The sequence below is a fragment of the Hydrogenophaga sp. L99 genome (assembly GCF_058731905.1).
The window spans coordinates 3045557-3072352 of the sequence record NZ_CM178972.1 but is presented as its reverse complement, the minus strand read 5'-3'; the positions used below and the strand labels follow the sequence as shown (position 1 = coordinate 3072352).

Genomic DNA, 26796 nt, shown 5'->3' with positions numbered 1-26796 from the left:
TGAAATTGTGGATATGACGTACAGGGCCGCTGGGTTGGCTGCGGCTCCGTAGAATGTTTGGCTCCCCCACTGGAGCCTCTGCATGTCCGACGCTTTCCCGCCCGCCGATCCCTCAGTCGCTGCCACCCCGTCTTCATCCGTTGCGCCTGGCGACGCCGATGGCAACCGCTCTGCCGAAGGCGGCACCGGGCTGATCCGCATCCGCGGCGCCCGCCAGCACAACCTGAAGAACATCGACCTCGACATCCGCACCGGCGAGCTCACGGTGGTCACCGGGCCCAGCGGCTCGGGCAAGTCCAGTCTGGTGTTTGACACGCTGTTTGCCGAAGGCCAGCGCCGCTACGTGGAAACCTTCAGCGCCTACGCGCGCCAGTTTCTCGACCGCATGGACAAGCCGGCCGTGGACCGGGTGGACGGCGTGCCGCCCGCGATCGCCATCGACCAGACCAACCCGGTGCGCAGCTCGCGTTCCACTGTTGGCACGATGACCGAGCTGAACGACCACCTGAAGCTCTTGTTCGCGCGCGGCGCCGATCTTTTTGACCGCGACACCGCGTTGCCAGTGCGGCACGATTCGCCGGAGTCGATCTATGCCGAGCTGCAGAAGCGCTGTGTGGGATTCACCGCCGGGCCGCCCCAAGGTGAATCAGCCCTCTCGGGGGGCAGCGAACCACGCGCAGCGGGGAGCGTGGGGGCAAATGGTTCCGATCCAAGGTTGGTGGTCACGTTTCCAGTCGAATTGCCTGCCAGCACCACGCCCGAAGAAATCGAACAATGGCTTTCCGCCAGCGGCTACACCCGCGTGCAGGCCGAGCGCACCGTGCAGCGTGCGGCACCCGCACCCGATGCGAAGACCGCCAAAACCACCAAGTCCAAAGCGGCCAAGGGCGCCGCCGCCAGCGAAATGGTGAAGGTGCTCGACGTGGTGGCCGACCGCTTCCGCATCGGCACAGCCGAGCCCGCGCGCGTGATGGAAGCCATCGAAGCAGGACTCAAGCGGGGCAGCGGCAAGCTGATGGTCTATGTGTTGCCGGAAGAGGGCGCTGAACACATTTGGAAGTTTTCAACCGGCCTGCATTGCCCCGAAAGCGACATCCGCTACACCGACCCCGCGCCGTCGATGTTTTCGTTCAACTCGGCCGTGGGCGCCTGTGAGGCCTGCCGGGGCTTTGGCCGCGTCATCGGGGTGGACTACGGCCTGGTGATTCCCAACGACAAACTCACGCTGCGTGGCGGCGCCATCAAGGTGTTTCAAACACCGGCCTGGAAAGAGGCGCAAGACGACCTGATGCGGCACGCCGAAGCGGCGGGCATTCCGCGCGACACGCCCTGGAACAAGCTCACGCCCGAGCAGCAGCATTGGGTGAAAACGGGCTCGCCGAACTGGAACGGCAAATGGAACCAGCACTGGTTTGGCGTGGACCGTTTCTTTGAATACCTGGAAAGCAAGGCCTACAAGATGCACATCCGCGTGCTCTTGTCCAAATACCGCAGCTACACCGAATGCCCCAGCTGCGGCGGCGCACGCTTGAAGACGGACAGCCTGTTGTGGCGCATCGGCACCAAAGCCCAGGCCGACGCGGTGCTGCCGCCCGAAAAACGCTATTTGCCCAAGGGCGTGAAATGGTCGCGCGCGCAGCTCGAAACCTTGCCCGGCCTGTGCCTGCACGACCTGATGCTGCTGCCGCTGGACAAGCTGCGGGTGTTTTTTGCGGCACTGGACAAGACGCTGGTTCCGGCGGGCTCGGACCTGGCCGGTGCCGGCCAGGCGCAGGCGGTGCGCCTGCTGTTTGAAGAAATCAACACCCGCATCCGCTACCTGTGCGAGGTCGGTATTGGCTACCTCACGTTGGACCGCCAGAGCCGCACGCTGAGCGGGGGCGAGGTGCAGCGCATCAACCTCACCACGGCGCTCGGCACCTCGCTGGTGAACACGCTGTTTGTGCTGGATGAGCCGAGCATTGGCCTGCACCCGCGCGACATGGCGCGCATCAACGAGGCCATGCTGCGCCTGCGCGACGCTGGCAACACGCTGGTGGTGGTGGAGCACGACCCGGCCGTGATGCTGGCCGCCGACCGCCTGATCGACATGGGCCCCGGCCCGGGCGAACGCGGCGGCCAGATCGTGTTTGACGGCACGCCCGAAGCCATTCGCAGCGCCGACACGCTCACCGGCGCCTACCTGGGCGCGCGCAAAACCGTAGGCATGGGCTTCAAGCGCATGGTGACCGACAGCACGCACCGGCTCATTTTGGAAGGCGCGCGCGAGCACAACCTGCAAAACGTGTCGGTTGAATTCCCGTTGCAGCGCCTGGTGGTGGTGACCGGTGTGTCGGGCTCGGGCAAGTCCAGCCTGATCCAGGACGTGTTGGCCCCCGCGCTGCTGCGGCACTTCGGCAAGTCCACCGATGCACCCGGCGCACACGACCGCCTGCTGGGCGCCGACCACCTGAGTGAGGTGGTGTTTGTGGACCAGTCGCCCATTGGCAAGACCGCACGCTCCAACCCGGTGAGCTATGTGGGCGCCTGGGACGCCATCCGCGCGCTGTTTGCCGACGCCCCGCTGTCGCGCCAGCGCAGCTACACCGCCAGCAAGTTCAGCTTCAACAGCGGCGACGGGCGCTGCCCCACCTGCGGCGGCTCGGGCTTTGAGCACGTGGAAATGCAGTTTTTGAGCGACGTGTACTTGCGCTGCCCGGACTGCGACGGCAAGCGCTACCGGCCCGAGGTGCTGGAGGTGCGCATCGAGCGAACCTGGCCCGCCCACACCCCCGTTCGCCCTGAGCCTGTCGAAGGGCTCGCAAGGGCTTCGACAGGCTCAGCCCGAGCGGGAGATACCGGCTCGGCCCGAACCGTGCATTTGAACGTGGCCGATGTGCTCGACCTCACCGTGAGCGAAGCGGCGGCGCTGTTTGCCGGCGACCGCGAAGTCATTCGTGCGCTGCAGCCCATCGTGGACGTGGGCCTGGAATACGTGAAGCTCGGCCAGCCGGTGCCCACGCTCTCGGGCGGTGAAGCCCAGCGCCTGAAGCTTGCGGGCTTTCTGGCCGAAGCCGCCAAAACGGCCAGCGCCAGCCGCCAGCCGTTGTCGCGCAAGGGCACGCTGTTTCTGTTTGACGAACCCACCACGGGCTTGCACTTTGACGACATCGCCAAGCTCATGCGCAGCCTGCGCAAGCTGCTGGACGCTGGGCATTCGCTGATCGTGATCGAGCACAACCTGGACGTGATCCGCGCCGCCGACTGGCTGGTTGACCTGGGCCCCGAAGGCGGCGTGGCGGGTGGCCTGATCGTGACCGAAGGCACACCGGAAGAAGTGCGGCTGCACCCCACCAGCCACACGGCCAAGGCGCTGCGCGACTACGCGGCATCCATGGGCGAGGTGCATGCGGTGCACGAAGGTCGGTTGACCGATTACCTGCAGCAGCCCCAGCGCCAGCACGCGGCGGCGGAGCGCCAGGCGGGCCACAGCAACGCCATTCGCATCGTCAACGCCAAAGAGCACAACCTCAAAAACCTGAGCGTGGACATTCCGCGCGGCCAGTTCAACGTCATTTCGGGCGTGAGCGGTTCCGGCAAGTCCACGCTGGCCTTCGACATTTTGTTCAACGAGGGCCAGCGGCGTTACCTTGAATCGCTCAACGCCTACGCGCGCAGCATCGTGCAGCCGGCCGGCCGGCCCGAGGTGGACGCGGTGTATGGCATTCCGCCCACGGTGGCCATTGAGCAGCGGCTTTCGCGCGGCGGGCGCAAGAGCACGGTGGGCACCACCACCGAGGTTTGGCACTTTCTGCGCCTGCTGTATGTGAAGCTGGGCACCCAGCATTGCGTGCACGACGGCGCAGCCGTGATGCCGCAAAGCCCCGACAGCATCGCCGCCGCCATTCTTCAGCGCTACAAGGGCCAGCACATTGGCCTGCTGGCGCCGCTGGTGATCAACCGCAAAGGCGTTTACACCGAGCTGGCCGACTGGGCTCGCCCGCGCGGCCACACCCACCTGCGGGTGGACGGCGAGTTTCTGCCCACCACCGGTTTCCCGCGCATCGACCGCTTCAAGGAGCACACCATTGAACTGCCGGTGGCCGACGGCGTGGTGAACCCCGCCGACGAAGCCTGGCTGCGCACGCAGCTGACCAAGGCGCTGGAAATTGGCAAAGGGCAGGTGCATGTGTTGCACCCGCTCGATGGCCTGGCCCAGGCGCTGGCCGACGGCACCACCACCGTGGGGCTGGGCCGGCTGGAGGTGTTTTCGACCACCCGCGCCTGCCCGGTGTGCGCCACCAGCTACCCTGAACTGGACCCGCGCCTGTTTTCCTACAACAGCAAACACGGCTGGTGCCCCGACTGCGTGGGCACCGGTCTGGCGCTCTCGCGCGAGCAGCGCAAAGCGCTGGACGATTCGGTGCGCGACGACAAAGAGCGCGGCCGCGAGCAGAGCTTTGCCGAGCCCGAGGTGGAAGACCTGGTGGACCAGCCTTGTCCCAGCTGCGAGGGCACGCGGTTGAACGCACAGGCCCGCGCCGTGCGGTTCGGCGCCAATGCGAAGACCGGTCAGGCCGGTCTGGGCATCACCGATGTGGCGCGCCTGTCGGTGAACGAAGTCCGCGCGTGGGTGCAGGGCTTGCTGAAAGTGGACGTGTTGACGAGCCGTGAAGCCGACATCGCGCGCGATCTGCTGCCCGAGATTGAAAGCCGCCTGGCTTTCCTGGAAGAAGTGGGCCTGAACTACCTCACGCTCGACCGCGGCGCACCCACGCTCAGCGGTGGCGAGGCCCAGCGCATCCGCCTGGCGGCGCAGCTGGGCAGCAATTTGCAAGGCGTGTGTTACGTGCTCGACGAGCCCACCATTGGCCTGCACGCGCGCGACAACGCGATTTTGCTCAACGCGCTGCACAAGCTCGGCGACATGGGCAACACCCTGGTGGTGGTGGAGCACGACGAAGACACCATCCGCCGCGCCGACCACATCATCGACATTGGCCCCAGCGCCGGCAAACGCGGTGGGCGGGTGGTGGCGCAGGGGTCGGTGGCCGACCTGTCGGCGAACGAAGAGTCCGTCACCGGGCGCTACCTGCTGCACGCCATGAAGCACCCGCTGCAACCAAGGCGGCTTGTGTCTACTGCGGCTGGCGAGGTGGCGACAGCTGAAAAGGGGTCAGATCCAGATTCAGGACAGTCCCCTCAACGGAGCGCGAAACGCAATTCGAAATCGGGCTCTGACCCCATTTCAGCGACTTCAACGCCCACACCTCTTGCGTCCACCCCCCTCGACAACCACTGGCTCGAAGTGCGTGGCGCCAAGCTGCACAACTTGCAAAACCTCACGGTCGCCGTGCCCCTGCAGCGCCTGGTGGTCGTCACCGGCGTCAGCGGCTCCGGCAAGTCCACCTTTGCCCGCGACGTGCTGCTCACCAACGCGGCAGCAGCCGTGTCGCAGCGCAGCACCTTCGCTGGCCGCCAGCAGTGGGACGCCGGCGAGCGCCCCACCTGGACCGGCTGCGACAAGCTCATTGGCTCCGAGGTGGTGGACCGCGTGCTGGAAGTCGACCAAACCCCCATCGGCAAAACCCCGCGCAGCTGCCCCGCGACCTACATCGGTTTCTGGGACACGGTGCGCAAGCTGTTTGCCGACACGCTGGAAGCCAAGGCGCGCGGCTACGGCCCGGGCCGCTTCAGCTTCAACACCGGCGAAGGCCGCTGCCCCGGCTGCGAAGGGCAGGGCATGCGCACCATCGAAATGAGCTTCTTGCCCGACGTGAAAGTGCCCTGCGAGGTCTGCCACGGTGCGCGCTTCAACCCCGAGACCCTGGCTGTGACCTGGAAGGGCAAGAGCATTGGCGACGTGCTGCAGATGGATGTGGACGAAGCGGTCGAATTTTTCGCCGCCATGCCCAACATCAGCCACCCGCTGCAGCTGCTGAAAGACGTGGGCCTGGGCTACCTTACGCTGGGCCAGCCCAGTCCCACGCTCAGCGGCGGCGAGGCGCAGCGCATCAAGCTCGTGACCGAGCTCAGCAAGGTGCGCGACGACATCGGACGGCGCGGCCAGAAGGCGCCGCACACGCTCTACGTGCTGGACGAGCCCACGGTGGGCCTGCACATGGCCGACGTGGAAAAACTCATTCGTGTGCTGCACCGCCTAGTGGACGGCGGCCACAGCGTGATCGTGATCGAACACGATCTGGACGTGATGGCCGAAGCCGACTGGATCATCGACCTGGGCCCCGAGGGCGGTGGTGGCGGTGGCCGTGTGGTGGCCGAAGCCCCTCCCGACGAGGTGGTGCGGCTGGACACGCACACCGGCCGGGTGCTGGGGCCAGTGCTGGCGCGGGTGTGAAACATCCGTTCGGGCTGAGCCTGTCGAAGCCCAATCGAGAGCGCCATTGAGCCCGTACCAAGTCATTCACATCCACCCCGACGCGCCGCACCAGCCAGCGCTGGGCGCGCCCTGCAACGGTTGCGGGGTGTGTTGTCTGGCTGAGCCTTGCCCGCTGGGTCAGGTGATCTCGCGCAAGCGAACGGGCGCTTGCGACGCGCTGCGTTGGGCAGACGCCGATTGCCTTTACCGTTGTGGCGCTATCAACGATGCCGAGGGCGTGCTGGGGCCGCGCTGGCGCTGGGCGGCACCGCTGCTGCGCCGGCTGGCGCGGCGCTGGATCGCGGCCGGTGTGGGTTGCGACGCTTCGCTGACCGCGCAGCGCCCTGACCAAGGGGCGCGCTGAAGCCGGATGGCCCGGCGGTGGTGCTCAGCGCAACGCCAGCCACGCCACGGCCAGCACCAGCGCCGCTGCGCCCCACAGCAGCATGCGGGTGCGCAGGCGCAGCACTTCCACGGCGCTGACCAGGCGCGCATTTTGTTCGGCCAGTTCGGCCAGTGTCTGGGTGAGCTGTTCTTGCGTCTCGGCTTGCCGGTCCAGCTGCACCTGGGCCGCAATCAACCGGTTTTTGAGTTCACCCAGGCTCGGCTGGGCCTCGCCCATCCAGTCGGCGGTGGCGGTTGTGGACACGGCGGGCGCGGGTTCGGTGCGCTGGCGGTCCATCAGCTTGCGTGCGGCGTTGAGCACCTTGGGCGCGTGCTCAATCACGTCGCCCCAGGGTATGACTTTGAGAGCCAGCAGCCAGGGAATGGCCATTGAAGGGTCCTTTCGGGTTTCAGAAAACGCTGTTGTATGAGCTTAACCCGTTGAAAACGTTGCACAGAGTTTGCTAAAGATCAACCCGGCGGATGGGCCTCGGCGTAACATCCAAAAATACGCATATACAAATAATTGGAGTCGCAATGGACTGGACAGGCTGGATTGAGAGCCGGGGCGAACCCAAGGTGCTGGCGCTTTGCGGCGTGCTGGTGGGGCTGGGCTTCGGCTTTTTTGCCCAGCGCTCGCGGTTTTGCCTGCGTGCGGCGGTCATTGAGTTTTGGCACGGCAAGTTTGGTGACAAGCTGGCGGTGTGGTTGCTGGCCTTTGCCACGGCGGTGGTGGGCGTGCAGCTGCTGGTGGTGTCGGGCGGGCTGGACGTGAGCACGGCGCGCCAGCTGTCGGCCCAGGGCAGCTTGTCGGGCGCTTTGCTGGGCGGGCTGATTTTTGGTGTGGGCATGGTCATGACGCGGGGTTGCGCCAGCCGCTTGCTGGTGCTGTCGGCCAACGGCAACCTGCGTGCCCTGCTGTCGGGGCTGATCTTTGCGGTGGTGGCCCAGGCTTCGCTGGGTGGGGTGCTGGCGCCGCTGCGCGAGGCCATGGCCAGCTGGTGGGTGGTGGACGGTGGCCCGGCGCGCAGCGTGTTGGCGCTGGTGGGTGCAGGCCCTTGGGATGGGCTGGTGTTTGCTGCGGTGTGGTTGATCACGGCGCTGTTTTTTGCGCACCACAGCGGCTGGGGCTTCTGGAAATGGGCGGGCGGCATCGGCACCGGGCTGATGGTGGCGCTGGCCTGGGCCGGCACCTACCAGGTGATGGCGAACTCGTTTGAGCCGGTGCAGATTCAGGGCCTCACCTTCAGCGGCCCTTCAGCCGAATGGCTGATGCGGGTGCTGAGCGAGCCCGGCGAGCCATGGACCTTTGGTCTGGGGCTCATGCCCGGGGTGTTTCTGGGCTCGCTGGTGGGTGCGCTGGTGGGCGGCGACTGGAAGCTGGAAGGCTTTGGCGGCGGCTACACCATGCCGCGGTACATCATCGGCGCGGTGCTGATGGGCTTTGGGTCGATGCTGGCCGGCGGCTGCGCCGTGGGCGCCGGTATGACGGGAGGCGCCATTTTTGCCGTGACGGCGTGGCTGACCTTGCTGGGCATGTGGGTGGGTGGCGGCCTGGCCGACCGGGTATTTGACCGCCCGCACCACAAGGTCGAGGCGCCCAGCGGTGCGGCGGTGGCGCAGCAGGCGCCTTGACGCCGGTGTGTTTGGCGCCCGCTGGCCGGTTCTCAGTGCTGTTCAGCCCGCGCGCGAGGCCAGCACGGCGTTCACCACCTCCGTAAAGCCGGCGCCGCGCTCGCCCGCCGTCACATAGCGGGGCTGGTGTGGCAGCTGGTGCCAGAAACGTGCCACATTGGCCACGCCCACGCTGTGGGGAAAACGGCCAAACATGCGGGCGTCGTTGGTGGAATCGCCCACGTACACCCACTGGTCCAGTTCCGCGTCGAGGTCGCGCCCGAGCTGTTGGCGCACGACCCAGCGGGCGCCTTCCAGTTTGTCATGTCCGCCTATCCAGCCGTTGATGTGGATGGAACTCACCGTGGCGTTGAGGCCCTGGTTTTGCATCAGCTGGACCACCCGCTGAATATCTGCTGCGGGTAGGTGGTGGTGTTCGCTGTGGTCAATGGCGATGTCGGTTTCTCGGCCCGCGCTGTCTTGTGCCAGGCGGGCGTGGGGCAGCTCGCTCAGAATGTGTGCGGCCACGGTTTGCAGCCGCTGGAAGTTGGCGCGGCGCGTGGTGGCGTCTTGCAAGTAACCGCGCTGCAGTTGCCCGGTGGGGCCCCTCCACAGCGCCACTGCGCCGTTTTCCGCCACGATGGCGTTCACCGGCCAGGCCAGGGCAAACGCTTCGCTCCACCCCGAGGGGCGCCCGGTGATGGCAAACACCGGCAGCCCTGCGGCCCGCAGCCGGTGCAGGGCGTCCAGCGCGTCAGGCGTGATGGCCCCTTCGGTGGTCAACGTGTCGTCAATGTCGGTCAGCACGCCGGCAATGCGCGCGCGGGCTGCTTGGGGCCAGCTGGAAAGGGGGGAATGGGCAAACTGGGGCATGAAAGCGCGCCAGTTTCGCACACACGCAAAAAGCCGGACTGCGCTAGAATTGCGGGATCCGAGGAGCGTTGCAGCGCACCCCTGGCCACCGGCCAGCGCGGGGCGTGAGGCTCGGAAATAAATGCAACGACGCTCATCCACCTCTGGTGCGATGGGCTTTTTTTTGCCCGCGTTTCGCGCCCAAGGTGGTTCATTCAACCTGTATTGGAGCGAACCATGAACGCACGCATTCCTTCCGCCCTCAACGCTGACTGCGTCATTGCCGACATTGGCCTGGCCGACTGGGGCCGCAAAGAAATCAAAATTGCCGAAACCGAAATGCCCGGCCTGATGGCCATCCGCGAAGAGTTCGCGGCCAAGCAGCCCCTGAAGGGCGCACGCATCACCGGTTCGCTGCACATGACCATTCAAACGGCCGTGCTGATCGAGACCCTGCAGGCGCTGGGTGCGCAAGTGCGCTGGGCTTCCTGCAACATCTTCTCGACGCAAGACCACGCCGCCGCGGCCATCGCCGCCGCCGGTACGCCGGTGTTCGCCATCAAGGGCGAAACCCTGGCCGACTACTGGGACTACACCCACCGCATCTTTGACTTTGGCGCCGCCGGCACCGAAGGCGAAGGCCCCAACATGATCCTGGACGACGGCGGCGACGCGACCTTGCTCATGCACCTGGGCAAGCGCGCTGAAAAAGACGCATCGTTGCTGGAGAACCCCACCAGCGAAGAAGAAACCTGCCTGTACGCCGCCATCAAGGCGAAGCTGGCCGAAGACGCCACCTGGTACAGCCGCAAGAGCGTCCAGATCATTGGCGTGACCGAAGAAACCACCACCGGCGTGCTGCGCCTGAACGAGATGTCGGCCAAGGGCTCGCTCATGTTCCGCGCCATCAACGTGAACGACTCGGTGACCAAGAGCAAGTTCGACAACCTGTACGGTTGCCGCGAGTCGCTGGTCGATTCGATCAAGCGCGCCACCGACGTGATGATCGCCGGCAAGGTGGCCGTGGTGGCCGGCTACGGCGACGTGGGCAAAGGCTCGGCCCAGGCCCTGCGCGCCTTGAGCGCTCAGGTGTGGGTGACCGAGATCGACCCCATCAACGCCCTGCAGGCCGCGATGGAAGGCTACAAAGTGGTGACCATGGAATACGCCGCCGACAAGTGCGACATTTTCGTGTCCGCCACCGGCAACAAGAACGTGATCCGCTACGAGCACATGGCGGCCATGAAAGACCAGGCCATCGTTTGCAACATCGGTCACTTTGACAACGAGATCGACGTGGCTTCGCTGGAGAAGCTGACCTGGGACGAGATCAAGCCCCAGGTGGACCACGTGGTGTTCCCGGACGGCAAAAAAATCATTCTGCTGGCCAAAGGCCGCCTGGTGAACCTGGGCTGCGCCACCGGCCATCCCAGCTTCGTCATGTCATCCAGCTTTGCCAACCAGACCATTGCGCAGATCGAGCTGTTTTGCCATGCCGACGGTTACGACGTGGGCAAGGTCTACACGCTGCCCAAGCACCTGGACGAAAAAGTGGCGCGCCTGCACCTGAAGAAGGTGGGCGCCCAGTTGACCGAGCTGAGCGACGAGCAAGCCGCTTACATCGGCGTGCCCAAGCAGGGCCCTTACAAGGCCAATACCTACCGGTATTGATGGTTCACCCGGCGCCGGCTGCGGTATCCCCCCTCAGGGGACGAGCCAGCTCTGCGGCACACTGGGTTTGAGCGGCCTGCGGGCCGCTCTTTTTCGCGCCAGACTGGCATTGGTTTTCGTTTTGATTGCGGTTCTTCATGCGTGCTGACCAGCTTCTCGTTGAACGCGGCCTGGCCGCTTCACGTTCTCAGTCCCAGCGGCTCATTGCGTCGGGCGTGCGTTGGCGTGTGTCGGGCGGCGACTGGAAAGTCGTTGCCAAAAACGGCGACGAGCTGCGCGAAACGGTGGAGCTGGAGCTGCTGGACGGCGCCGAATCGCGCTTTGTATCGCGGGGCGGGCTGAAGCTGGACGGCGCCCTGAGCCAGGTGGCTATGCCGGTGTCGGGCATGCGCTGCCTGGACGTGGGCCAGAGCAGCGGTGGCTTTACCGACTGCTTGCTGCACCGCGGGGCCGCCCAGGTTGTGGGTGTGGACGTGGGCCATGGCCAGTTGCACCCCAGGCTGCGTGCGGACGCCCGCGTGGTGTGCATTGAAAAATGCAATGCGCGCGAACTGGATGCCGAGGCTGTGGCTGCGGCGGGTGGCGGCGAGGCTGCGTTTGACCTGATCGTGGGCGACCTGTCGTTCATTTCGCAGACGCTGGTGTGGCCCGCCATCGTGCCCCTGCTCAAGCCCGGCGGCCGCCTGCTGATGCTGGTGAAGCCGCAGTTTGAACTGCAGCCCGCCCAGATTGGCAAAGGTGGTCTGGTGAAAGACCCCGCCAGCTACGCCGTGGTGCGCGAGCGCCTGGAACAAGCCTGCCGCGACCACGCACTGACGCTGCTGGATTACTTTGAAAGCCCGATCACCGGCGGTGACGGGAACCGCGAGTTTTTTGTGTTTGCCCGCGCCGCAGATTGATGCACGCGACGGCGAACACGCCTGTTTTTGAAGGAGGACCCGACATGGGCCTACCCCTGAGTTTTGAATTCTTTCCGCCCAAGACGCCTGAAGGCGCCGAAAAACTGCGCCTGGTGCGCGAGCAGCTCTACACGGTGAAGCCTGAGTTTTGCTCGGTCACCTACGGCGCGGGCGGCTCCACGCAGCAAGGCACGTTTGACACGGTGCGCGCCATTCAGGCCGAAGGCGTGGCGGCAGCTTCGCATTTTTCGTGCATTGGTGCCACCAAAGCCAGCGTGCTGGAACAGCTCGCCACGCTCAAGGCCATGGGCGTGAAGCGCCTGGTGGCGCTGCGCGGTGACCTGCCCAGTGGCTACGGCATGGGCGGCGAGTTTCACTACGCGAGCGATCTGGTGGCGTTCATCCGGACGGAGACCGGCAGCGACTTTCACATTGAAGTGGCCGCCTACCCCGAGGTGCACCCACAAGCCAAGTCGCCCGATGCCGACCTGCAGGCCTACGCCACCAAAGTGCGGGCCGGTGCCGACTCGGCCATCACCCAATATTTCTACAACAGCGACGCCTACTTCCGCTTTGTGGACGACGCCTACAAGCTCGGCGCCGATGTGCCGGTGGTGCCGGGCATCATGCCCATCACCAGCTCCACCCAGCTGATGCGCTTTTCGGACGCCAGCGGCGCCGAAATCCCGCGCTGGATCCGTTTGCGCCTGCAAGCCTTTGGTGACGACACCGCGTCCATCAAGGCCTTTGGCCTGGACGTGGTGACCGACCTGTGTGACCAACTGCGCAACGGTGGTGTGCCCGCGCTGCACTTCTACACCATGAACCAGAGCGCGACCACGCTGGAAATCATCAAAAGGCTGCAACTGGGGTAACTTGTCGGGCTGGCCAAAAACATCAGAGAGGAAACGCCATGCCCCTTCACTTTGAACCCTTAAACGCACCAGCGCGCCGGCACTGGGCGCTTGTCTGCCGGCCCTTGCTGGCAGTGCTGGCGCTCGGCTTGGCTGCTTGCAGCAGCCCACTGCCCAGACCGTCTGGTGAAGCGGCTCTTGCGCCAGTGCCACTGGCTGCGGTGCCTGTCACGCCGTCCAGCAGACCTGCAGCGCAAGCCCGAGTACCCAAGCCCGCTCCATCATCGGTAGACGTTGATCCTGCCGGCTCAGTGGCCGTTGAGCCCGAGGCCGCAACTGCGGCAGAAACCGTTGCACCACGCAGCCCGGCCACTGATGCTGGCACCGTGTTTGCCAAGGGCCGCGCGTCCTGGTACGGCAAGCGTTTTCATGGCCGGCGCACCGCCAACGGCGAGCGCTTTGACATGCATGCGCTGACCGCTGCGCACAAAACCTTGCCGTTTGGTACCCGCTTGCGGGTGCGCAGCGTGCACACGGGCAAAGAGGTGGTGGTGCGTATCAACGACCGGGGGCCTTACGCCCACCAGCGCATCATCGACCTGAGCCACGCCGCAGCCACCGCACTGGGCGTGCGCGAACGCGGGGTGACCGAGGTGCACTTGCTGCGAGAATGAGCGCGCCCCGTTGGCATCCAACCTCGCAGGAGACACCCATGAAACTCGAAACCATCGCCGTGCACGGCGGTTACACCCCGGACCCCACCACCAAGGCGGTGGCGGTGCCGATTTACCAGACCGTGGCTTACGCGTTTGACGACACGCAGCACGGCGCCGATTTGTTCGACCTGAAAGTGGCGGGCAACATCTACAGCCGCATCATGAACCCCACCAACGGCGTGCTCGAAGCGCGCCTAGCGGCCCTCGAAGGCGGCATCGGTGCACTGGCCATGGCCTCGGGCATGGCGGCCATCACGGCGGCGATCCAGACCATCGCCGAGAGTGGTGACAACATCGTCTCGGCCTCCACGCTCTATGGCGGCACCTACAACCTGTTCGCACACACCTTCCCGCAGCAGGGCATCACGGTGCGCTTTGCCGACCCGCGCGACCCAGCCGCGTTTGCCGCGCTGATCGACGAGCGCACCAAGGCCATCTATTGCGAGTCCATCGGCAACCCGCTGGGCAACGTGACCGACATCGGCGCGCTGGCCAAAGTGGCGCACGCCGCGGGTGTGCCGCTGATCGTGGACAACACGGTGACCAGCCCCTACCTGTGCCGCCCGTTCGAACATGGCGCCGACATCGTGGTGCACTCGCTCACCAAATACCTCGGCGGCCACGGCACCACCATCGGCGGCGCCATCGTCGACAGCGGTAAGTTCCCGTGGGCTGAACACAAGACCCGCTTCAAACGCCTGAACGAACCCGATGTGAGCTACCACGGCGTGGTCTACACCGAGGCGCTGGGCGCCGCCGCCTACATTGGCCGTGCGCGCGTGGTGCCGCTACGCAACATGGGCGCTGCGCTCTCGCCCATGAACGCGTTCCAGATCCTGCAAGGCATTGAAACATTGGCGCTGCGCATGGACCGCATTTGCGACAACGCCGTGAAGATTGCCACCCATCTGCAAAACCACCCCAAGGTGGCCTGGGTCAACTACGCCGGCCTGCCCGGCCACAAGGACCACGCGCTGGTGCAGCAGTACATGGGCGGCCGTGCCTCCGGCATCATCAGTTTCGGTCTCAAGTCGTCCGATGCGATTGCCGCCGGTACCCGCTTTCAGGACGCGCTGCAACTCTTCACCCGCCTGGTCAACATTGGCGATGCCAAGTCGCTGGCCTGCCACCCGGCTACGACCACGCACCGCCAGCTCAACCCCGACGAGATGAAGAAGGCCGGCGTGAGCCCCGACATGGTCCGCTTGTCGATCGGCATCGAGCACATCGACGACCTGATGGCCGATCTGGAGCAGGCCCTGGCCGCGGTCTAAAGCGTTGGTTTCCTGACAACAAAAAACCCGCCAAGGCGGGTTTTTTGTTGGGGCAACGTGGCCGGTTCAGCGCTCGTCGTAGCTGACCACCAGTTTGTTGGTGGTCGGCCGAGCCTGGCAGCTCAGCACAAAGCCTTTGTCGGTTTCCCAGGGCTCCAGGGTGAAGTTTTTGTCCATGGTCACGGCGCCTTCCATCACCTTGGCGCGGCAGGTGCAGCACACGCCACCCCGGCACGACCAGGGCAGGTCCAGGCCCGCGTTGAGCGCCACGTCGAGCACGCGCTCGTCCTTGCCCATGCGCAGCTGGTGCGGCTTGCCGTCGAGCACCACGGTCAGCGCGACTTCGCCGTCGGTGCGCACCGCCGGGTGGCCCAGCACCGCGCTCTGGCGCTGTTCGACGGGCAAGGCTTCCAAGGTGGGCGATGTGAAGCGCTCGGTGTGCACGCGGTCTGGGCGCACACCGGCGTCGAGCAGGGCTTTCTCGGTGGCTTCAATCATGGCCTCGGGGCCGCAGATGAACACCTCGTCCATGCTGCCCACAGGCAGCAGCGTGCTGATGATCTCGCGCACCTTGTCGCCGTCGATGCGGCCTTCCAGCAGCGGCACTTCCTGCGCCTGGCGCGAGAGCACATGGATCAGCGTGAGGCGACCCGGGTAGCGGTCCTTCAGGTCCTGCAAGGCTTCGTTGAACATCACGCTGGCCATGCGGCGGTTGCCGTAGACCAGGGTGAACTTCGCGTCGGGCGATTCCTCCAGCGTGCTGGCCATGATGGACAAAATCGGCGTGATGCCCGACCCCGCCGCAAAGCCCACACGGTGCAAGGCGCGCGGCTTGTGGATGGTGAAACGGCCTTCAGGCGGCATCACACGCAGCGTGTCGCCGGCCTTCAGTTCGGCCGCAGCCCAGTTGGAAAACACCCCGCCTTCGACCGGTCGGATACCCAGCGTGAGCTCGCCTTGCTGTGTGAGCAGGCTGCGCGGGCTGCTGATGGAGTAGCTGCGCCGCACGTCCTGTCCGTTGATGGTGGCGCGCACGGTGAGGAACTGGCCCGGCTCGAACGCAAAGGCCTCGCGCAGCGGCTCGGGAATGGCGAACGAGATCGCCACCGCACCCGCGGCTTCGGGGCTGACGCGGGAGATGTTGAGGTCGTGGAAGCGGGGGGCTGTGGCGGTCATGGCATGGGTCCTGTGGCAGCGGAGATGGTTAAACCCAGAAGGTCGCGGAACCGGCTTTGCCGGGCCGCAGACGTTGCCCCCTTAGGGGTGAAGGGCAAAGCCCGGCGCGGGGGTGGGTCTGTCTAAAAAGGTTTGAAATAGTCGAACGGTTCGAGGCAGTCGAGGCACTTGTAGAGCGACTTGCATGCGGTCGAGCCGAAGGGCGATGTTTCGGTGGTGTTGTGCGAGCCGCATTGCGGGCAGGCAATGGCTTCGGCCGTCACGGCCTGGCGGCTGAAGCGCATCACCCCGCTGGGGGCGGCTTGCGTGCAGCGTGGTGGCGCTATGCCATAGGCGCGCAGCTTCTCGCGCGCCACGTCGCTCATCCAGTCGGTGGTCCAGGCGGGGGCGAGTTGCGTGATCACGCGGCCGGGCAGGCCGGCCTCGTGCAAGGCCGCCACGATGTCGTCCTCGATCTGGCCCATGGCCGGGCAGCCGCTGTAAGTGGGGGTGATCACCACCTCGGGCGTACCGTCTGCGCCCTCCCGCACTTCGCGCAGAATGCCCAGCTCCGTCAGCGAGACGACGGGGATTTCGGGGTCAGACAAGTGGGCCAGCGCCTGGGCGATGGCCTGCAGCGAAGCGTCGGTGGCCACGCTCATGGTGCTCACCAAACCGCGTTCGGGTGTGCGCGCGCCAGGCTCTGCATCTCGGCGAGCAAGAAGCCCAAATGCTCCGAATGCACACCCACATGGCCCTGCGTCACGTAGCCCGCATGCGGCTGATCGTGTCGGCTCAACGTGGCTTCCAGCAGCGTTTCGTTGACCAGTGCATTCCACGGCTCACGCAGCGCGCGCAGGTCCACACCGCTGCCATCGGCCGCGGCAGCCTGCTCGGCGGGCGATGGCTGCCAAAACGCTTCGCAGTAGGGCAGCAGGTGGTCCACCGCCGCTTGTGCGCGGTGGCTGGATTCGTCGGTGCCGTCGCCCAAACGCACCAGCCAGTCGCTGCTGTGGCGCAGGTGGTAGCGCACTTCTTTGAGCGACTTGGTGGCGATGGCGGCCAGATGCGTGTCTTTGGACGCCTGCAGCGCGTCCCACACCAGCGCCATGAGGGCGCTGACGAGGAAGTTGCGTGCAATGGTCACCGCGTAGTCGCGTTCGCTCACCGCGTAGCCCACCAGTGGGCCGTGGTGCGGCAGCTCCATCAGCGTGTGGTTACGAAACTCGGCGGTGTCCCGGAAATAGGCCAGTGTGTCTTCCGTGACCAAACCATTCTGGCGCGCGCCCTGCAGGTGCGCGAAGCGCTGGGTCTCGGCCGGGTCGGCGTTGATGAGGCTGGCCGCGTGCTGGTACAGCAGCCGCGCCTGACCCATCAGGTCCAGGCTGTTGTTGGCCAGGGCCAGGTCTTCTTCGAGGATGGGGCCATGGCCACACCACTCGGCGTTGCGCTGGCCCAGCACCAAGGCGTTGTCGGCCAGGTGCAGCAGGTAATCGATGGGAGCCCCTACGCTTCCCACTTCGTGTGGTGCGCTGCCCCCCGAGGGGACGCTCGCTGGCTTGGGGCGGCCCTGCGCGGCGCTCGGTTCGGCGGACTTCATCACATGTGCCCCACTTTTTCGGGAATCTCGTAAAACGTGGGGTGGCGGTAGATCTTGTCGGCCGCCGGGTCAAAGAAGCTGTCTTTGCTGTCGGGCTCGCTGGCCGTGATGGCGTTTGAAGGCAGCACCCAGATGCTCACGCCTTCCTGTCGGCGGGTGTACACGTCGCGCGCCATCTGCAGTGCGTGCTGCGCGTCGCTGGCGTGCAGACTGCCGCAGTGCTTGTGCTCCAGGCCTTGCTTGCTGCGCACAAACACTTCCCAAAGGGGCCATTCTTTCAAAGCGGATGCGGGGGTGCTCATGCGGCCTCCTTCAGGTTGCGGGCTTGTTGTTTGGCGGCGTGGGCCATGGCGGCTTCGCGCACCCAGGCGCCTTGCTCGTGGGCTTTCACACGGGTGGCCAGGCGTTCTTTGTTGCAGGGTCCGTTGCCGTTCACCACGGCCCAAAACTCGTCCCAGTCGATCTGGCCGTAGTCGTGGTGGCCGCGGGCTTCGTTCCACTTCAGGTCCGGGTCGGGCAGCGTCACGCCCAGCACCTCGGCCTGCGGCACGGTGGCGTCCACAAACTTCTGGCGCAGGTCGTCGTTGCTGATGCGTTTGATGCCCCAGCGCATGCCTTGCGTGCTGTTGGGGCTGTCGGCGTCGGGCGGACCGAACATGGCCAGGCATTTCCACCAATAGCGGTTCACCGCGTCCTGCACCATGGCCTTTTGCTCGGCCGTGCCCTGCATCATCACCAGCAAGGCCTCGTAGCCCTGGCGCTGGTGGAAGCTTTCTTCCTTGCAGACGCGGATCATGGCGCGGGCGTACGGGCCGTACGAGCAGCGGCAGAGCGGGATCTGGTTCATGATCGCCGCGCCGTCCACCAGCCAGCCGATCACGCCCACGTCGGCCCAGTTCAGCGTCGGGTAGTTGAAGATGGAGCTGTATTTGGCTTTGCCGCTGTGCAGGCCGTCGAGCATCTGGTCGCGGCTGGTGCCCAGGGTCTCGGCGGCGCTGTAAAGGTACAGGCCGTGGCCGCCTTCGTCCTGCACCTTGGCGATCAGGATCGCCTTGCGTTTCAGGCTCGGCGCGCGGCTGATCCAATTGCCTTCGGGCAGCATGCCCACGATTTCGCTGTGGGCGTGCTGGCTGATCTGGCGCACCAGCGTCTTGCGGTAACCGTCTGGCATCCAGTCGCGCGGCTCGATCTTGCCGTCGGCGTCCACCACCGCGTCAAAGTGCGCTTGCAATGCCATTTCGGCTTCGCCCAGCGGGGCTGGCACAGCCTTCAGGCTTGCGGATTTGGCTTCGCCGGCATCGTCCGGCACGTTGAAAGATTGCGTGTACATGGGCAGCTCCTGCGCCGAGAGGGGGCGCGTGAGCCGCAGTATAGTCAATTAACCGACCGATCGGTCGGTTAATTGTGGGGTGCTGTACTAGGGTTTTACCGGGGGGTGGCGGCTCAGCCGCCCGAGTCCACCGTCTGGCCCTGGCCGCGGCCACGGCCCAGCACCGCGAGCATTTGCGGCAGTGCTGCTTGCAGCACCGCCTTGAGCGTGTGCGGCGGATTGATCACAAACATGCCGCTGGCGGTCAGGCCGGGGCGGTCTTCGGGGCCGTGCGTCGGGTCCTGGCCAATCGCCAGGGTGGCGTTCAGCCACGGCCGCTTCGATTGGTTTGACAGGGTTTTGAGCCGGCGCGGCAGGTCGTGCGCTTCCGGCCGGGGAATGATCGGGTACCACACCATGTAAGTGCCGGTGGGGAACCGCTTGAGCTGCTCCTGGATGCAGGCACTGACGCGGCCGTAGTCGGTCTTCACCTCGTAGCTCGGGTCCATCAGCAGCGCGGCGCGCTTGGAGCCGGTGGCCGATGGCGGCGGCGGCAAAAACGCCTTGATGCCTTCAAAGCCGTCTTCGCGCGCCACGGCAATCTGCCGGCCCGCTTCGAGCTGTGCGATGTTGGCCGCCAGCACCTTGCTGTCCGTGGGGTGCAGTTCAAACAGCTTGAGCCGGTCGCGCGACTCGGCACGCAGCAGGTGGTGCATAACAAAGGGCGAACCCGGGTACACCCGCAGGCCGCCAGACGGGTTGAAGCTGGCGATGAGGTCCATGTACTCGGCCAGCGCGGGTGCCGCCGTGGCCGGTGGTTTGCCCGCCGGGCGCAGCGCCGCAAACAGCTTCACCACACCATCTTTGGCTTCCCCGCCGGTTTCGGTGTAGTCACCATCGAGCCGGTACAACCCGGCACCCGCGTGGGTGTCGATCAGGGTGATGCCCGCCTCTTTTTGCATCAAATGGCGCAGGGTGGCGATCAAAATGGTGTGCTTGAGCACATCGGCGTGGTTGCCTGCGTGGAAGGCGTGTCGGTAACTGAACATGCGCTGATGGTAGCGCTTTGGCCACGTTCGCCACAAGCGCGTCGCACGAAACTTGCCGCACAGACACTTTTATTCGTACAATGGAAGGCTTCGCAGCGATACGCATGGCTCCGCGACGAAGACCAGCGCCTGGGTAACCAGAGGCTGGCAAACCCACCTAAGAGTTTTCCATCAGAGAAAAACCGACCGTGGAAAAGAGCCGCCAAACCACTTCTTGAATAGAGAAACTCATGACCAAAACGTTCAGCGCAAAACCCGCTGACGTGACGCACGAGTGGTTTGTGATTGACGCGACCGACAAGGTCCTCGGACGAGTAGCCAGTGAAGTTGCTCTCCGTTTGCGCGGCAAACACAAGGCCATTTATACGCCTCACGTCGATACCGGTGACTTCATCGTCATCATCAACGCAGCCAAGATCCGCGTCACGGGCAACAAAGCCCTGGACAAGGTGTACTACCGCCACTCGGGTTACCCCGGCGGTATTTACGGCACCAACTTCCGCGACATGCAAGCCAAGCACCCTGGCCGCGCACTCGAAAAGGCTGTCAAGGGCATGCTGCCTAAAGGCCCGCTCGGCTACGCCATGATCAAGAAGCTCAAGGTGTACGGTGGTGCAGAGCATCCGCACACCGCCCAACAGCCGCAAGTGCTGGAACTCTAAAGGAGCCTTGAGATGATTGGTGAATGGAACAATGGCACCGGCCGTCGCAAATCCAGCGTCGCCCGCGTGTTTCTGAAAAAAGGCTCCGGCCAGATCGTTGTGAACGGCAAGGACATCCAGTCCTATTTCGGCCGTGAAACCTCGATCATGATCGCCAAGCAACCCCTGCTGTTGACCAACCACGCCGATACCTTCGACGTGATGGTGAACGTGCATGGCGGTGGTGAATCTGGCCAAGCCGGCGCTGTGCGCCACGGTATCACCCGCGCCCTGATCGACTACGACGCCACGCTCAAGCCGAGCCTGTCGCAAGCCGGTTTCGTGACGCGCGATGCCCGTGAAGTTGAACGTAAAAAGGTCGGTCTGCGCTCTGCGCGCCGCGCCAAGCAGTTCAGCAAGCGTTAATACGCCGGGCTTCTGCCGCGAAAACCGCCTTCAAGCTCGTCTTGGGGCGGTTTTTGCATTCTGGGGCCTTGTTGCGTTTGCTTGCACTTTGAAAGGTGGCCTGAATGCGTTTGCGCTTGTTGCGAAGAAGACTGACTGTGAGTGCGCCCCGCATGGCGGTGCGCAGCGCGTTGCCGTGGCCGTTTCGCTGGTTGTTGGGCGCTGTGGTGCTCGGGTTTTCGGGTGCGCTGGCGCTCTGGGCCTTTGAGGTCGGCAAGGACATTGCCGGCCTGGACCGCAATGCCAAACAGGAGCTGGTGCAACTGCGCGCCGAGGTGCAGCAGCTGCGCAGCGACCTGGCCAAAGCCCAATCGGTGTCCAACACATCCGAGAGCCTGCTGACCGCAGAAAAAGCGGTGCAGGAGCAGTTGGCCCAGCAGATTCGCCAACTGGAACTCGACAACCAGATGTTGCGAAGCGACCTCGGTTTCTTCGAGCGCCTGATCCCTGGCACGGGCAGCGATGCGCTGAGCATTCGGGGTTTGCAGGTGGAGCGGCTGTCTGAAGGGCAGATCAAGTGGCAGGCCCTGATGATCCAGGCAGCCAAAAATGCGCCAGAATTCAAAGGCTCGCTGGAGATCACGTTCAGCGGAACACTGGAAGGCCAGCCTTGGTCCATGGCCCAGGCGGCTGCGCCTCAGGCGGTCTTGATCAAGAGTTACCTCCGGCAAGAGGGTATCGTTTCGGTGCCCCCGTTGGCGGTGGTGAAAGTCGTGACGGCCAAAATCCTGCAAGGCGGTGCCGTCAAGTCGGTGCAAACCGTTAAGCTATAAATTCCCATCTGTCTGGAGACCCACCATGTTTGGCAAGAAAAAACAGCCACCGATCAAAAGCCTGATTGCCCAAGGCACCCGCATTGATGGCAACGTGGTCTTTCACGACGGCCTGCGGGTCGATGGCGAAGTGGTGGGGAATATTCGGGCCAGCGACGAACAGCCCAGCATTTTGGTGGTCAGCGAGTCTGCCAGTGTGACCGGGCAAATTCACGCGGACCACGTCATCATCAACGGCGCGGTGAAGGGGCCGGTGTTTGCCTTTGACCTGCTGGAGCTGCAGCCCAAGGCGCGGATTGAGGGTGACGTGTCTTACAAGGCGCTGGAAATGCACCAAGGTGCCACCATCTCTGGCCAGCTCAAGCCGATGACCGGTGGCGTTGAAGACAAACCCACACTGAAATTGGCGGCAAATAACGGCTGAGCACAATTCCGACCGTTTTGCTATAGCATTGAATACTGTTGTGGGTGACGGTCACCCGCAGCGCCTATTTTTCTGTGGCGGTCACACCCGCTGCAACCACGATACGAGGTGATCCATGAGCGCAATGGCCGAGAACATCCAGACTGAAATGCCTGCTCCGCTGGTCTTTACAGACAGTGCAGCGGCCAAGGTGGCCGATCTGGTGGCTGAAGAAGGCAACCCGGACCTGAAGTTGCGCGTGTTCGTGCAAGGTGGCGGCTGCTCGGGTTTTCAGTACGGTTTCACTTTTGACGAAGTGATCAACGAAGACGACACCATCATGTCCAAAAATGGTGTGTCCTTGCTGATCGATGCCATGAGCTACCAGTATCTGGTGGGTGCCGAGATCGACTACAAGGAAGACTTGGAAGGCGCGCAGTTCGTCATCAAGAACCCCAATGCCAACAGCACCTGCGGTTGTGGCTCCAGCTTCAGCGTTTAAGCTTCGTACCAAGCAAAAAAGGGAGCCACTGGCTCCCTTTTTTCGTTTGAGGTCGGCGTGACGTCAGCTTGGCGGATTGTTACTGTGCACTGGCCTGCTGCAAGGTGGCGGCTGCGTCCAGCTGCAGGCGCTGCAGTTGCGCTACCGCTTCGAAGCGGGCGCGCAAGGCGGGGTTGATGGGAATGTTTTCGCTCTGCCGTGCGACTTCCAGTGGGTCTTGCGGCACGTTGTTGGTTCGGAATTCAAAGTGCAGGTGTGGACCGGTGGACGCACCGGTGGAGCCCACTGCGCCCACGCGGTCCCCTTGCTCAACACGCTGCCCACGGGTCACATCTATGCGGCTCAGGTGTGCGTACAGCGTGCTTTTGTCCTCTTTGTGCTGGATCTGGATGGTGTTGCCGTAGCCGCGCTGCCAGCCAGCAAAGGTCACCACGCCGTCACCAATGGTGCGCACCGGGGTGCCAGTGGGGGCTGCATAGTCAACGCCAAGGTGCGCCTTTCGCTGACCTGAAATGGGGTGAAAACGCATGCCGTAGCCGCTGCTAACCCGCGAGAACTCCAGTGGAGACGTGAGGTAGGACTTGCGGGAGCTTTGTCCGTCAAACCCGTAATAGGCGCCTTTCTTGCCCTCGCCATCAAACCAGACGGCCTCGTGTTCGCGGCCGTTGTTGATGAATTCCGCGCTCAGCACCTGGCCAGCCCGCATGGCTTCGCCGTCGGCTTCCAAGGTTTCGTAGACCACGCTGAAACGGTCGCCCTGGCGCAGGTCGCGTCGGAAGTCGATATCAGAAGCGAAGATTTCGGCGAGCTGGACCGCTACGCTGTCGGGCAGGTTGACCGCATCGGTGGCAGCGAACAACGAACTGCGAATGGTGCCGCTGGCCAGTCGGGCCGATGCCGTGAGTTCACCCGTTTCGAGGCGCGAACCGAGCCCAGTGTCCTGTTTTTCGATCACCAGCCGGTTGAATTGACGGCTGTCATCGGGCAGCCAGCGTGCGGTCAGTCGCAGCAATTCGCCACGGTCGGTGGTTTCCACGCTGACCAGCTTGCCCGTGCGGCCCGAAAAAAGCTGTTTGGCGACTGGGTCTGAGCGCAGAAACTGTTGGGCGGTTGCATCGCCGACGCCCATGCGCTGCAGCAGGCTTTGGGCGGTATCGTCGCGGCGAATGGTGTCGCTGCGAAACAGCGTGAGCGGCACGGCTGCGGCAAAAGTGTCCACCGCCAGGGGTTCCAGCGCCAGGGACTCAATGACTTGACTGACCGGGAGTTTGGATGCGTCGGGCGCGAGCGGGGCGATGCCAAAAGCGGTGACCCCGGTGCCCAGCAGCAGCACACCAATGGCGCCCATGACGCGACGGGGGTGATTTGCGATGCTTGTGCTTGTGGCTTGAACGAGACTGGCCAGCGTGTTGAGTAGCGAATTGGTCAAAATACGGTTCCGGCAGGCAGACCGCCGTAGCGGTTTGCAAAAAGCATGGTGGAGACAGCAGAACGCACGATGGTTCCCGCTGGCTGAGGCGTGGCCTTGAAACAGTTTGCAGCGCCCAAAAAATCGCGCCACTAAAATCTACGGTCAATCTCTAAAAGTATAGCCAGATCAAGGGCTATTGCATCCGAAAAACCCCGTATGAACCCCAGCCAAAAAGACGTCGATAGTTCTAAAAACAATACCCCTCCTGGGCTTGAACTGACAGACGGCGTGCGCGAGGCGATGGCCGTGACACTGCGCGGCTGTGAGGAATTGATTCCCCAGGACGACTGGGCGAAGAAGCTCATGAGGGCGGAGGCGAGTGGGGTGCCGCTGCGGATCAAGCTCGGGCTGGATCCGACGGCACCCGACATTCACATTGGCCACACGGTGGTGTTGAACAAGATGCGCCAGTTGCAGGACCTGGGGCACCAGGTGATCTTTTTGATCGGCGACTTCACCAGCCTGATCGGTGATCCCTCTGGCCGCAACAACACGCGCCCGCCGCTCACCAGCGAGCAGATCAAGGCCAACGCCGATACCTATTACAAGCAGGCCAGCCTGGTGCTGGACCCAGCCAAGACCGAGATTCGTTACAACAGCGAATGGAGCCTGCCGCTGGGTTCGATGGGCATGATCCAGCTGGCTGCCAAGTACACCGTGGCCCGCATGATGGAGCGCAACGACTTTCACGACCGCTTCAAGGCCGGCACACCGATCAGCGTGCACGAATTTTTGTACCCGCTGATGCAGGGCTACGACTCGGTGGCGCTCAAGAGTGACCTGGAGCTGGGCGGCACGGACCAGAAGTTCAACCTGCTGATGGGTCGCCATTTGCAGCAAGAATATGGGCAGGAGCCGCAGTGCATTTTGACCATGCCGCTGCTGGAAGGCTTGGACGGCATCGACAAGATGTCCAAGAGCAAGAACAACTACATCGGGATCACCGAGGAGCCGAACAGCATGTTCGCCAAGGTGCTCTCCATCAGCGACACGCTGATGTGGCGCTGGTACACGCTGTTGTCGTTCAAGTCGATGGCCGAGATTGAGGTTTTGAAGTCGGAAGTGGCGGGTGGTCGCAACCCCAAGGATGCGAAGGTGATGCTGGCCAAGGAAATCACTGCGCGCTTCCACAGCGCCGCGGCGGCGGACTCGGCGGAGCAGGATTTCATCAACCGCAGCAAAGGCGGCGTGCCGGACGAAATTCCCGAGGTGTCGCTGTCTGGCGTGCCTCTGGGCATTGCTGCGCTGCTCAACGCGGCGGGGCTGGTAGCGTCCAACGGCGAAGGCAACCGCTTGATTGATGGTGGTGGTGTTCGCATCGATTCCGCTGTGGTCAGCGACAAGGGTTTGAAGCTGAGCGCTGGCGTGTACGTGGTGCAGGTGGGCAAACGGAAGTTTGCTCGCGTGACTTTGGTCTGATTTTTCACGCCCGGTTGTGTGCGGGATCGGAGCGCCAGCGCGCTCTGTTCCGTTCGTGTCCCCCGGACCGGCTGCGCCGGCCCTCCTCCTTGACCTCACTGCACAGAACGCACTGGCGCCCCGATCCTGAGGTGATGGTGGCCCGCGACGGTCAGCGCTGGCGCTCGTTCCATGAGGTAGCGCGGGACAGAAAAGAGACTCAACGCGCCCCAGCCTTCTCCAGCATCGACACCATCGCCGAATACCCGCGAGCCTTTGCCAGCGTAAGCGGCGTCTGACCGCTGCGGTCCGCCAGCTGCAGATTCGCTCCTGCGTCGATCAGCGCCTTCAGCGTCACCTGGTGCCGTGCTCCGCCGTCCCCCAGCACGATCGACTCGATCACGGCGGTCCAGTGAAGGTTGTTCACATGGTCCAGCGGCGCGCCGGCGGCGATCAACTGCCGCACCACGCCGTCGTGCCCCAGGTGCGCGGCCGCGATCAGGGCCGTGCCGTCGTAGCGGCTGGTGGTCTGCTTCGCGCTGGCGCCCAAGTGGAGCAAGACCTTGAGCGTTTCCTCGTCGTCCGCCACCGAGGCGATGGTGACGGCGTCGTAGCGGTCGCTCTCCAGTTTGTTGAGATCGGCCCCGGCTTTCACCAGTGCGCGGACCGCTTCCCGCTGGCGGGCGAAGGTGGCGACGTGCAGCGGCGTACGGCCGTAACCGTCGGTCGCGTTCAGTGCCGCGCCCGATGCCACCAAGCGCTGGATCTTGGCCACGTCGCCCTTGTGCGCCGCGGCGTGCAGCCCGGTGTAGCCCGCGGCCTCGGCCGCGCTGGGCGCGACCTGGGCCTGCCCGGCGAAGGGGGCCACGGCCAGCGACAGAGCCAGCAGCAGCGTCTTCATTTCAGCAACTCGGCCACTTTGGCAATGCCGGCGTTGGCGCATTGTTCGTCCAGGTGGCCGCCTGGCGCACCGCCCACGCCCACGGCGCCGATCACTTCGTTGCCCACCTTCACAGGCACGCCACCGCCCAAAATGAGGAAGCCGGGAATGTCGACCAGCGTTGCGGCGCCAGGGTTCTTTTGCACGTTCTCCAGCATGGCGCCGGTGCTGTTGCGGGCCGACGCTGAGGTGTAGGCCTTGCCTTGCGCGGCCCCCACGGTGTGCGGGCCGGCGTTGTCGGCGCGCTGCAGGGCGCGCAGGTTGCCCGCTCGGTCGACCACGGCGGCGGTTACGTTGTAGCCGCTGGCGCTACAGGACGCGACGGTGGCCGCGGCGATCTGGTTGGCCAGCTCCAGCGACATGTTCTTTTCGGTGCGCACGGCCTGCGCGCTGGCGGCACTGGCGATCAGGGAAAGGGCGAGGGCAGATGCAAAAGCGAAGGATTTCATGGAGTTCTCCAGGGTGTTG

Annotated in this window: 25 protein-coding genes and 1 riboswitch; of the genes, 14 read left to right on the top strand and 11 right to left on the bottom strand. The window is 64.4% G+C overall.

Going from position 1 to position 26796, the window contains the following annotated elements; genetic code table 11:
- Nucleotides 1-82 precede the first annotated feature (82 nt).
- On the top strand, nt 83-6337 hold the full coding sequence (locus AC4QBL_RS14605) for an excinuclease ABC subunit UvrA (RefSeq protein WP_472907421.1): 6255 nt from the start codon (nt 83-85) through the stop codon (nt 6335-6337).
- Nucleotides 6338-6383: 46 nt separating this feature from the next.
- Entirely contained in the window at nt 6384-6722 is a 339-nt protein-coding gene (locus AC4QBL_RS14600) for a hypothetical protein (protein WP_472900690.1), read from the top strand.
- Nucleotides 6723-6746: 24 nt separating this feature from the next.
- Here AC4QBL_RS14600 and AC4QBL_RS14595 read toward each other — a convergent pair whose 3' ends face one another.
- On the bottom strand, nt 6747-7133 hold the full coding sequence (locus tag AC4QBL_RS14595) for a hypothetical protein (RefSeq protein ID WP_472900691.1): 387 nt from the start codon (nt 7131-7133) through the stop codon (nt 6747-6749).
- A 146-nt stretch (nt 7134-7279) separates the two neighbouring features.
- Here AC4QBL_RS14595 and AC4QBL_RS14590 point away from each other — a divergent pair, with 146 nt between their 5' ends.
- The gene (locus AC4QBL_RS14590) at nt 7280-8377 is read left to right on the top strand and encodes a YeeE/YedE family protein (protein ID WP_472900692.1); all 1098 of its coding nucleotides are present in this window, start codon (nt 7280-7282) and stop codon (nt 8375-8377) included.
- Between the two features lie 42 nt (nt 8378-8419).
- On the opposite strand, the gene AC4QBL_RS14585 is transcribed toward AC4QBL_RS14590, so the two are convergent.
- The gene (locus AC4QBL_RS14585) at nt 8420-9229 is read right to left on the bottom strand and encodes an HAD-IIB family hydrolase (protein ID WP_472900693.1); all 810 of its coding nucleotides are present in this window, start codon (nt 9227-9229) and stop codon (nt 8420-8422) included.
- 54 nt (nt 9230-9283) lie between these two features.
- Nucleotides 9284-9371, top strand: a riboswitch (S-adenosyl-L-homocysteine riboswitch).
- Between the two features lie 74 nt (nt 9372-9445).
- Between AC4QBL_RS14585 and ahcY the strand changes: the two genes are divergently transcribed.
- The 5 genes from ahcY to AC4QBL_RS14560 all read left to right on the top strand — a co-directional run bounded on the left by ahcY (nt 9446) and on the right by AC4QBL_RS14560 (nt 14622).
- Nucleotides 9446-10879, top strand: a complete 1434-nt coding sequence (ahcY, locus tag AC4QBL_RS14580) for an adenosylhomocysteinase (RefSeq protein WP_472900694.1) — start codon at nt 9446-9448, stop codon at nt 10877-10879.
- A gap of 137 nt (nt 10880-11016) precedes the next feature.
- The gene (locus AC4QBL_RS14575; protein ID WP_472900695.1) at nt 11017-11778 is read left to right on the top strand and encodes a TlyA family RNA methyltransferase; all 762 of its coding nucleotides are present in this window, start codon (nt 11017-11019) and stop codon (nt 11776-11778) included.
- 44 nt (nt 11779-11822) lie between these two features.
- Entirely contained in the window at nt 11823-12653 is an 831-nt protein-coding gene (gene metF, locus AC4QBL_RS14570) for a methylenetetrahydrofolate reductase [NAD(P)H] (protein WP_472900696.1), read from the top strand.
- A 290-nt stretch (nt 12654-12943) separates the two neighbouring features.
- Nucleotides 12944-13306: a septal ring lytic transglycosylase RlpA family protein gene (locus tag AC4QBL_RS14565; RefSeq protein ID WP_472907420.1), complete on the top strand. Its 363-nt coding sequence runs from the start codon at nt 12944-12946 to the stop codon at nt 13304-13306.
- Nucleotides 13307-13344: 38 nt separating this feature from the next.
- Nucleotides 13345-14622, top strand: coding sequence for an O-acetylhomoserine aminocarboxypropyltransferase/cysteine synthase family protein (locus tag AC4QBL_RS14560; protein WP_472907419.1), 1278 nt, complete (start codon nt 13345-13347; stop codon nt 14620-14622).
- 66 nt (nt 14623-14688) lie between these two features.
- Here the strand turns inward: AC4QBL_RS14560 and paaE are convergent, their stop codons facing one another.
- The 6 genes from paaE to AC4QBL_RS14530 form a co-directional block, all read right to left on the bottom strand.
- Entirely contained in the window at nt 14689-15798 is a 1110-nt protein-coding gene (gene paaE / locus AC4QBL_RS14555) for a 1,2-phenylacetyl-CoA epoxidase subunit PaaE (protein ID WP_472900699.1), read from the bottom strand.
- 122 nt (nt 15799-15920) lie between these two features.
- Nucleotides 15921-16439, bottom strand: a complete 519-nt coding sequence (paaD, locus tag AC4QBL_RS14550; protein ID WP_472900700.1) for a 1,2-phenylacetyl-CoA epoxidase subunit PaaD — start codon at nt 16437-16439, stop codon at nt 15921-15923.
- A gap of 5 nt (nt 16440-16444) precedes the next feature.
- Nucleotides 16445-17377, bottom strand: coding sequence for a 1,2-phenylacetyl-CoA epoxidase subunit PaaC (gene paaC / locus AC4QBL_RS14545; protein WP_472900701.1), 933 nt, complete (start codon nt 17375-17377; stop codon nt 16445-16447).
- Nucleotides 17377-17679, bottom strand: a complete 303-nt coding sequence (gene paaB / locus AC4QBL_RS14540; protein WP_304840182.1) for a 1,2-phenylacetyl-CoA epoxidase subunit PaaB — start codon at nt 17677-17679, stop codon at nt 17377-17379. The genes paaC and paaB overlap by 1 nt, the downstream gene beginning before the upstream one ends.
- On the bottom strand, nt 17676-18614 hold the full coding sequence (paaA, locus tag AC4QBL_RS14535) for a 1,2-phenylacetyl-CoA epoxidase subunit PaaA (protein WP_472900759.1): 939 nt from the start codon (nt 18612-18614) through the stop codon (nt 17676-17678). The genes paaB and paaA overlap by 4 nt, the downstream gene beginning before the upstream one ends.
- Before the next feature lie 206 nt (nt 18615-18820).
- The gene (locus AC4QBL_RS14530; protein WP_472900702.1) at nt 18821-19735 is read right to left on the bottom strand and encodes a 23S rRNA (adenine(2030)-N(6))-methyltransferase RlmJ; all 915 of its coding nucleotides are present in this window, start codon (nt 19733-19735) and stop codon (nt 18821-18823) included.
- A 230-nt stretch (nt 19736-19965) separates the two neighbouring features.
- On the opposite strand from AC4QBL_RS14530, the gene rplM reads away from it, so the two are divergent.
- The 5 genes from rplM to erpA all read left to right on the top strand — a co-directional run bounded on the left by rplM (nt 19966) and on the right by erpA (nt 22519).
- Entirely contained in the window at nt 19966-20397 is a 432-nt protein-coding gene (gene rplM, locus AC4QBL_RS14525) for a 50S ribosomal protein L13 (RefSeq protein ID WP_056267763.1), read from the top strand.
- A 12-nt stretch (nt 20398-20409) separates the two neighbouring features.
- Nucleotides 20410-20802, top strand: coding sequence for a 30S ribosomal protein S9 (gene rpsI, locus AC4QBL_RS14520; RefSeq protein ID WP_304832514.1), 393 nt, complete (start codon nt 20410-20412; stop codon nt 20800-20802).
- Nucleotides 20803-20939: 137 nt separating this feature from the next.
- Nucleotides 20940-21614: a DUF6776 family protein gene (locus tag AC4QBL_RS14515; RefSeq protein ID WP_472900703.1), complete on the top strand. Its 675-nt coding sequence runs from the start codon at nt 20940-20942 to the stop codon at nt 21612-21614.
- A 25-nt stretch (nt 21615-21639) separates the two neighbouring features.
- Nucleotides 21640-22038 carry a bactofilin family protein gene (locus AC4QBL_RS14510; protein ID WP_472900704.1) on the top strand — a complete coding sequence of 133 codons (399 nt, stop codon included), beginning with the start codon at nt 21640-21642 and terminating at the stop codon, nt 22036-22038.
- A 115-nt stretch (nt 22039-22153) separates the two neighbouring features.
- On the top strand, nt 22154-22519 hold the full coding sequence (gene erpA, locus AC4QBL_RS14505; RefSeq protein ID WP_304840170.1) for an iron-sulfur cluster insertion protein ErpA: 366 nt from the start codon (nt 22154-22156) through the stop codon (nt 22517-22519).
- A 79-nt stretch (nt 22520-22598) separates the two neighbouring features.
- On the opposite strand, the gene AC4QBL_RS14500 is transcribed toward erpA, so the two are convergent.
- Nucleotides 22599-23948, bottom strand: a complete 1350-nt coding sequence (locus tag AC4QBL_RS14500) for a M23 family metallopeptidase (RefSeq protein WP_472900705.1) — start codon at nt 23946-23948, stop codon at nt 22599-22601.
- 282 nt (nt 23949-24230) lie between these two features.
- Between AC4QBL_RS14500 and tyrS the strand changes: the two genes are divergently transcribed.
- Complete coding sequence (tyrS, locus tag AC4QBL_RS14495; RefSeq protein WP_472900760.1) at nt 24231-25409, top strand: tyrosine--tRNA ligase; 1179 nt, start codon at nt 24231-24233, stop codon at nt 25407-25409.
- A gap of 199 nt (nt 25410-25608) precedes the next feature.
- Here the strand turns inward: tyrS and AC4QBL_RS14490 are convergent, their stop codons facing one another.
- Together AC4QBL_RS14490 and AC4QBL_RS14485 are read right to left on the bottom strand one after the other, a co-directional pair.
- Entirely contained in the window at nt 25609-26289 is a 681-nt protein-coding gene (locus AC4QBL_RS14490; RefSeq protein ID WP_472900706.1) for an ankyrin repeat domain-containing protein, read from the bottom strand.
- Nucleotides 26286-26777, bottom strand: a complete 492-nt coding sequence (locus tag AC4QBL_RS14485) for a GlcG/HbpS family heme-binding protein (protein WP_472900707.1) — start codon at nt 26775-26777, stop codon at nt 26286-26288. Before AC4QBL_RS14485 ends, AC4QBL_RS14490 begins: the two co-directional genes overlap by 4 nt.
- Nucleotides 26778-26796 lie beyond the last annotated feature (19 nt).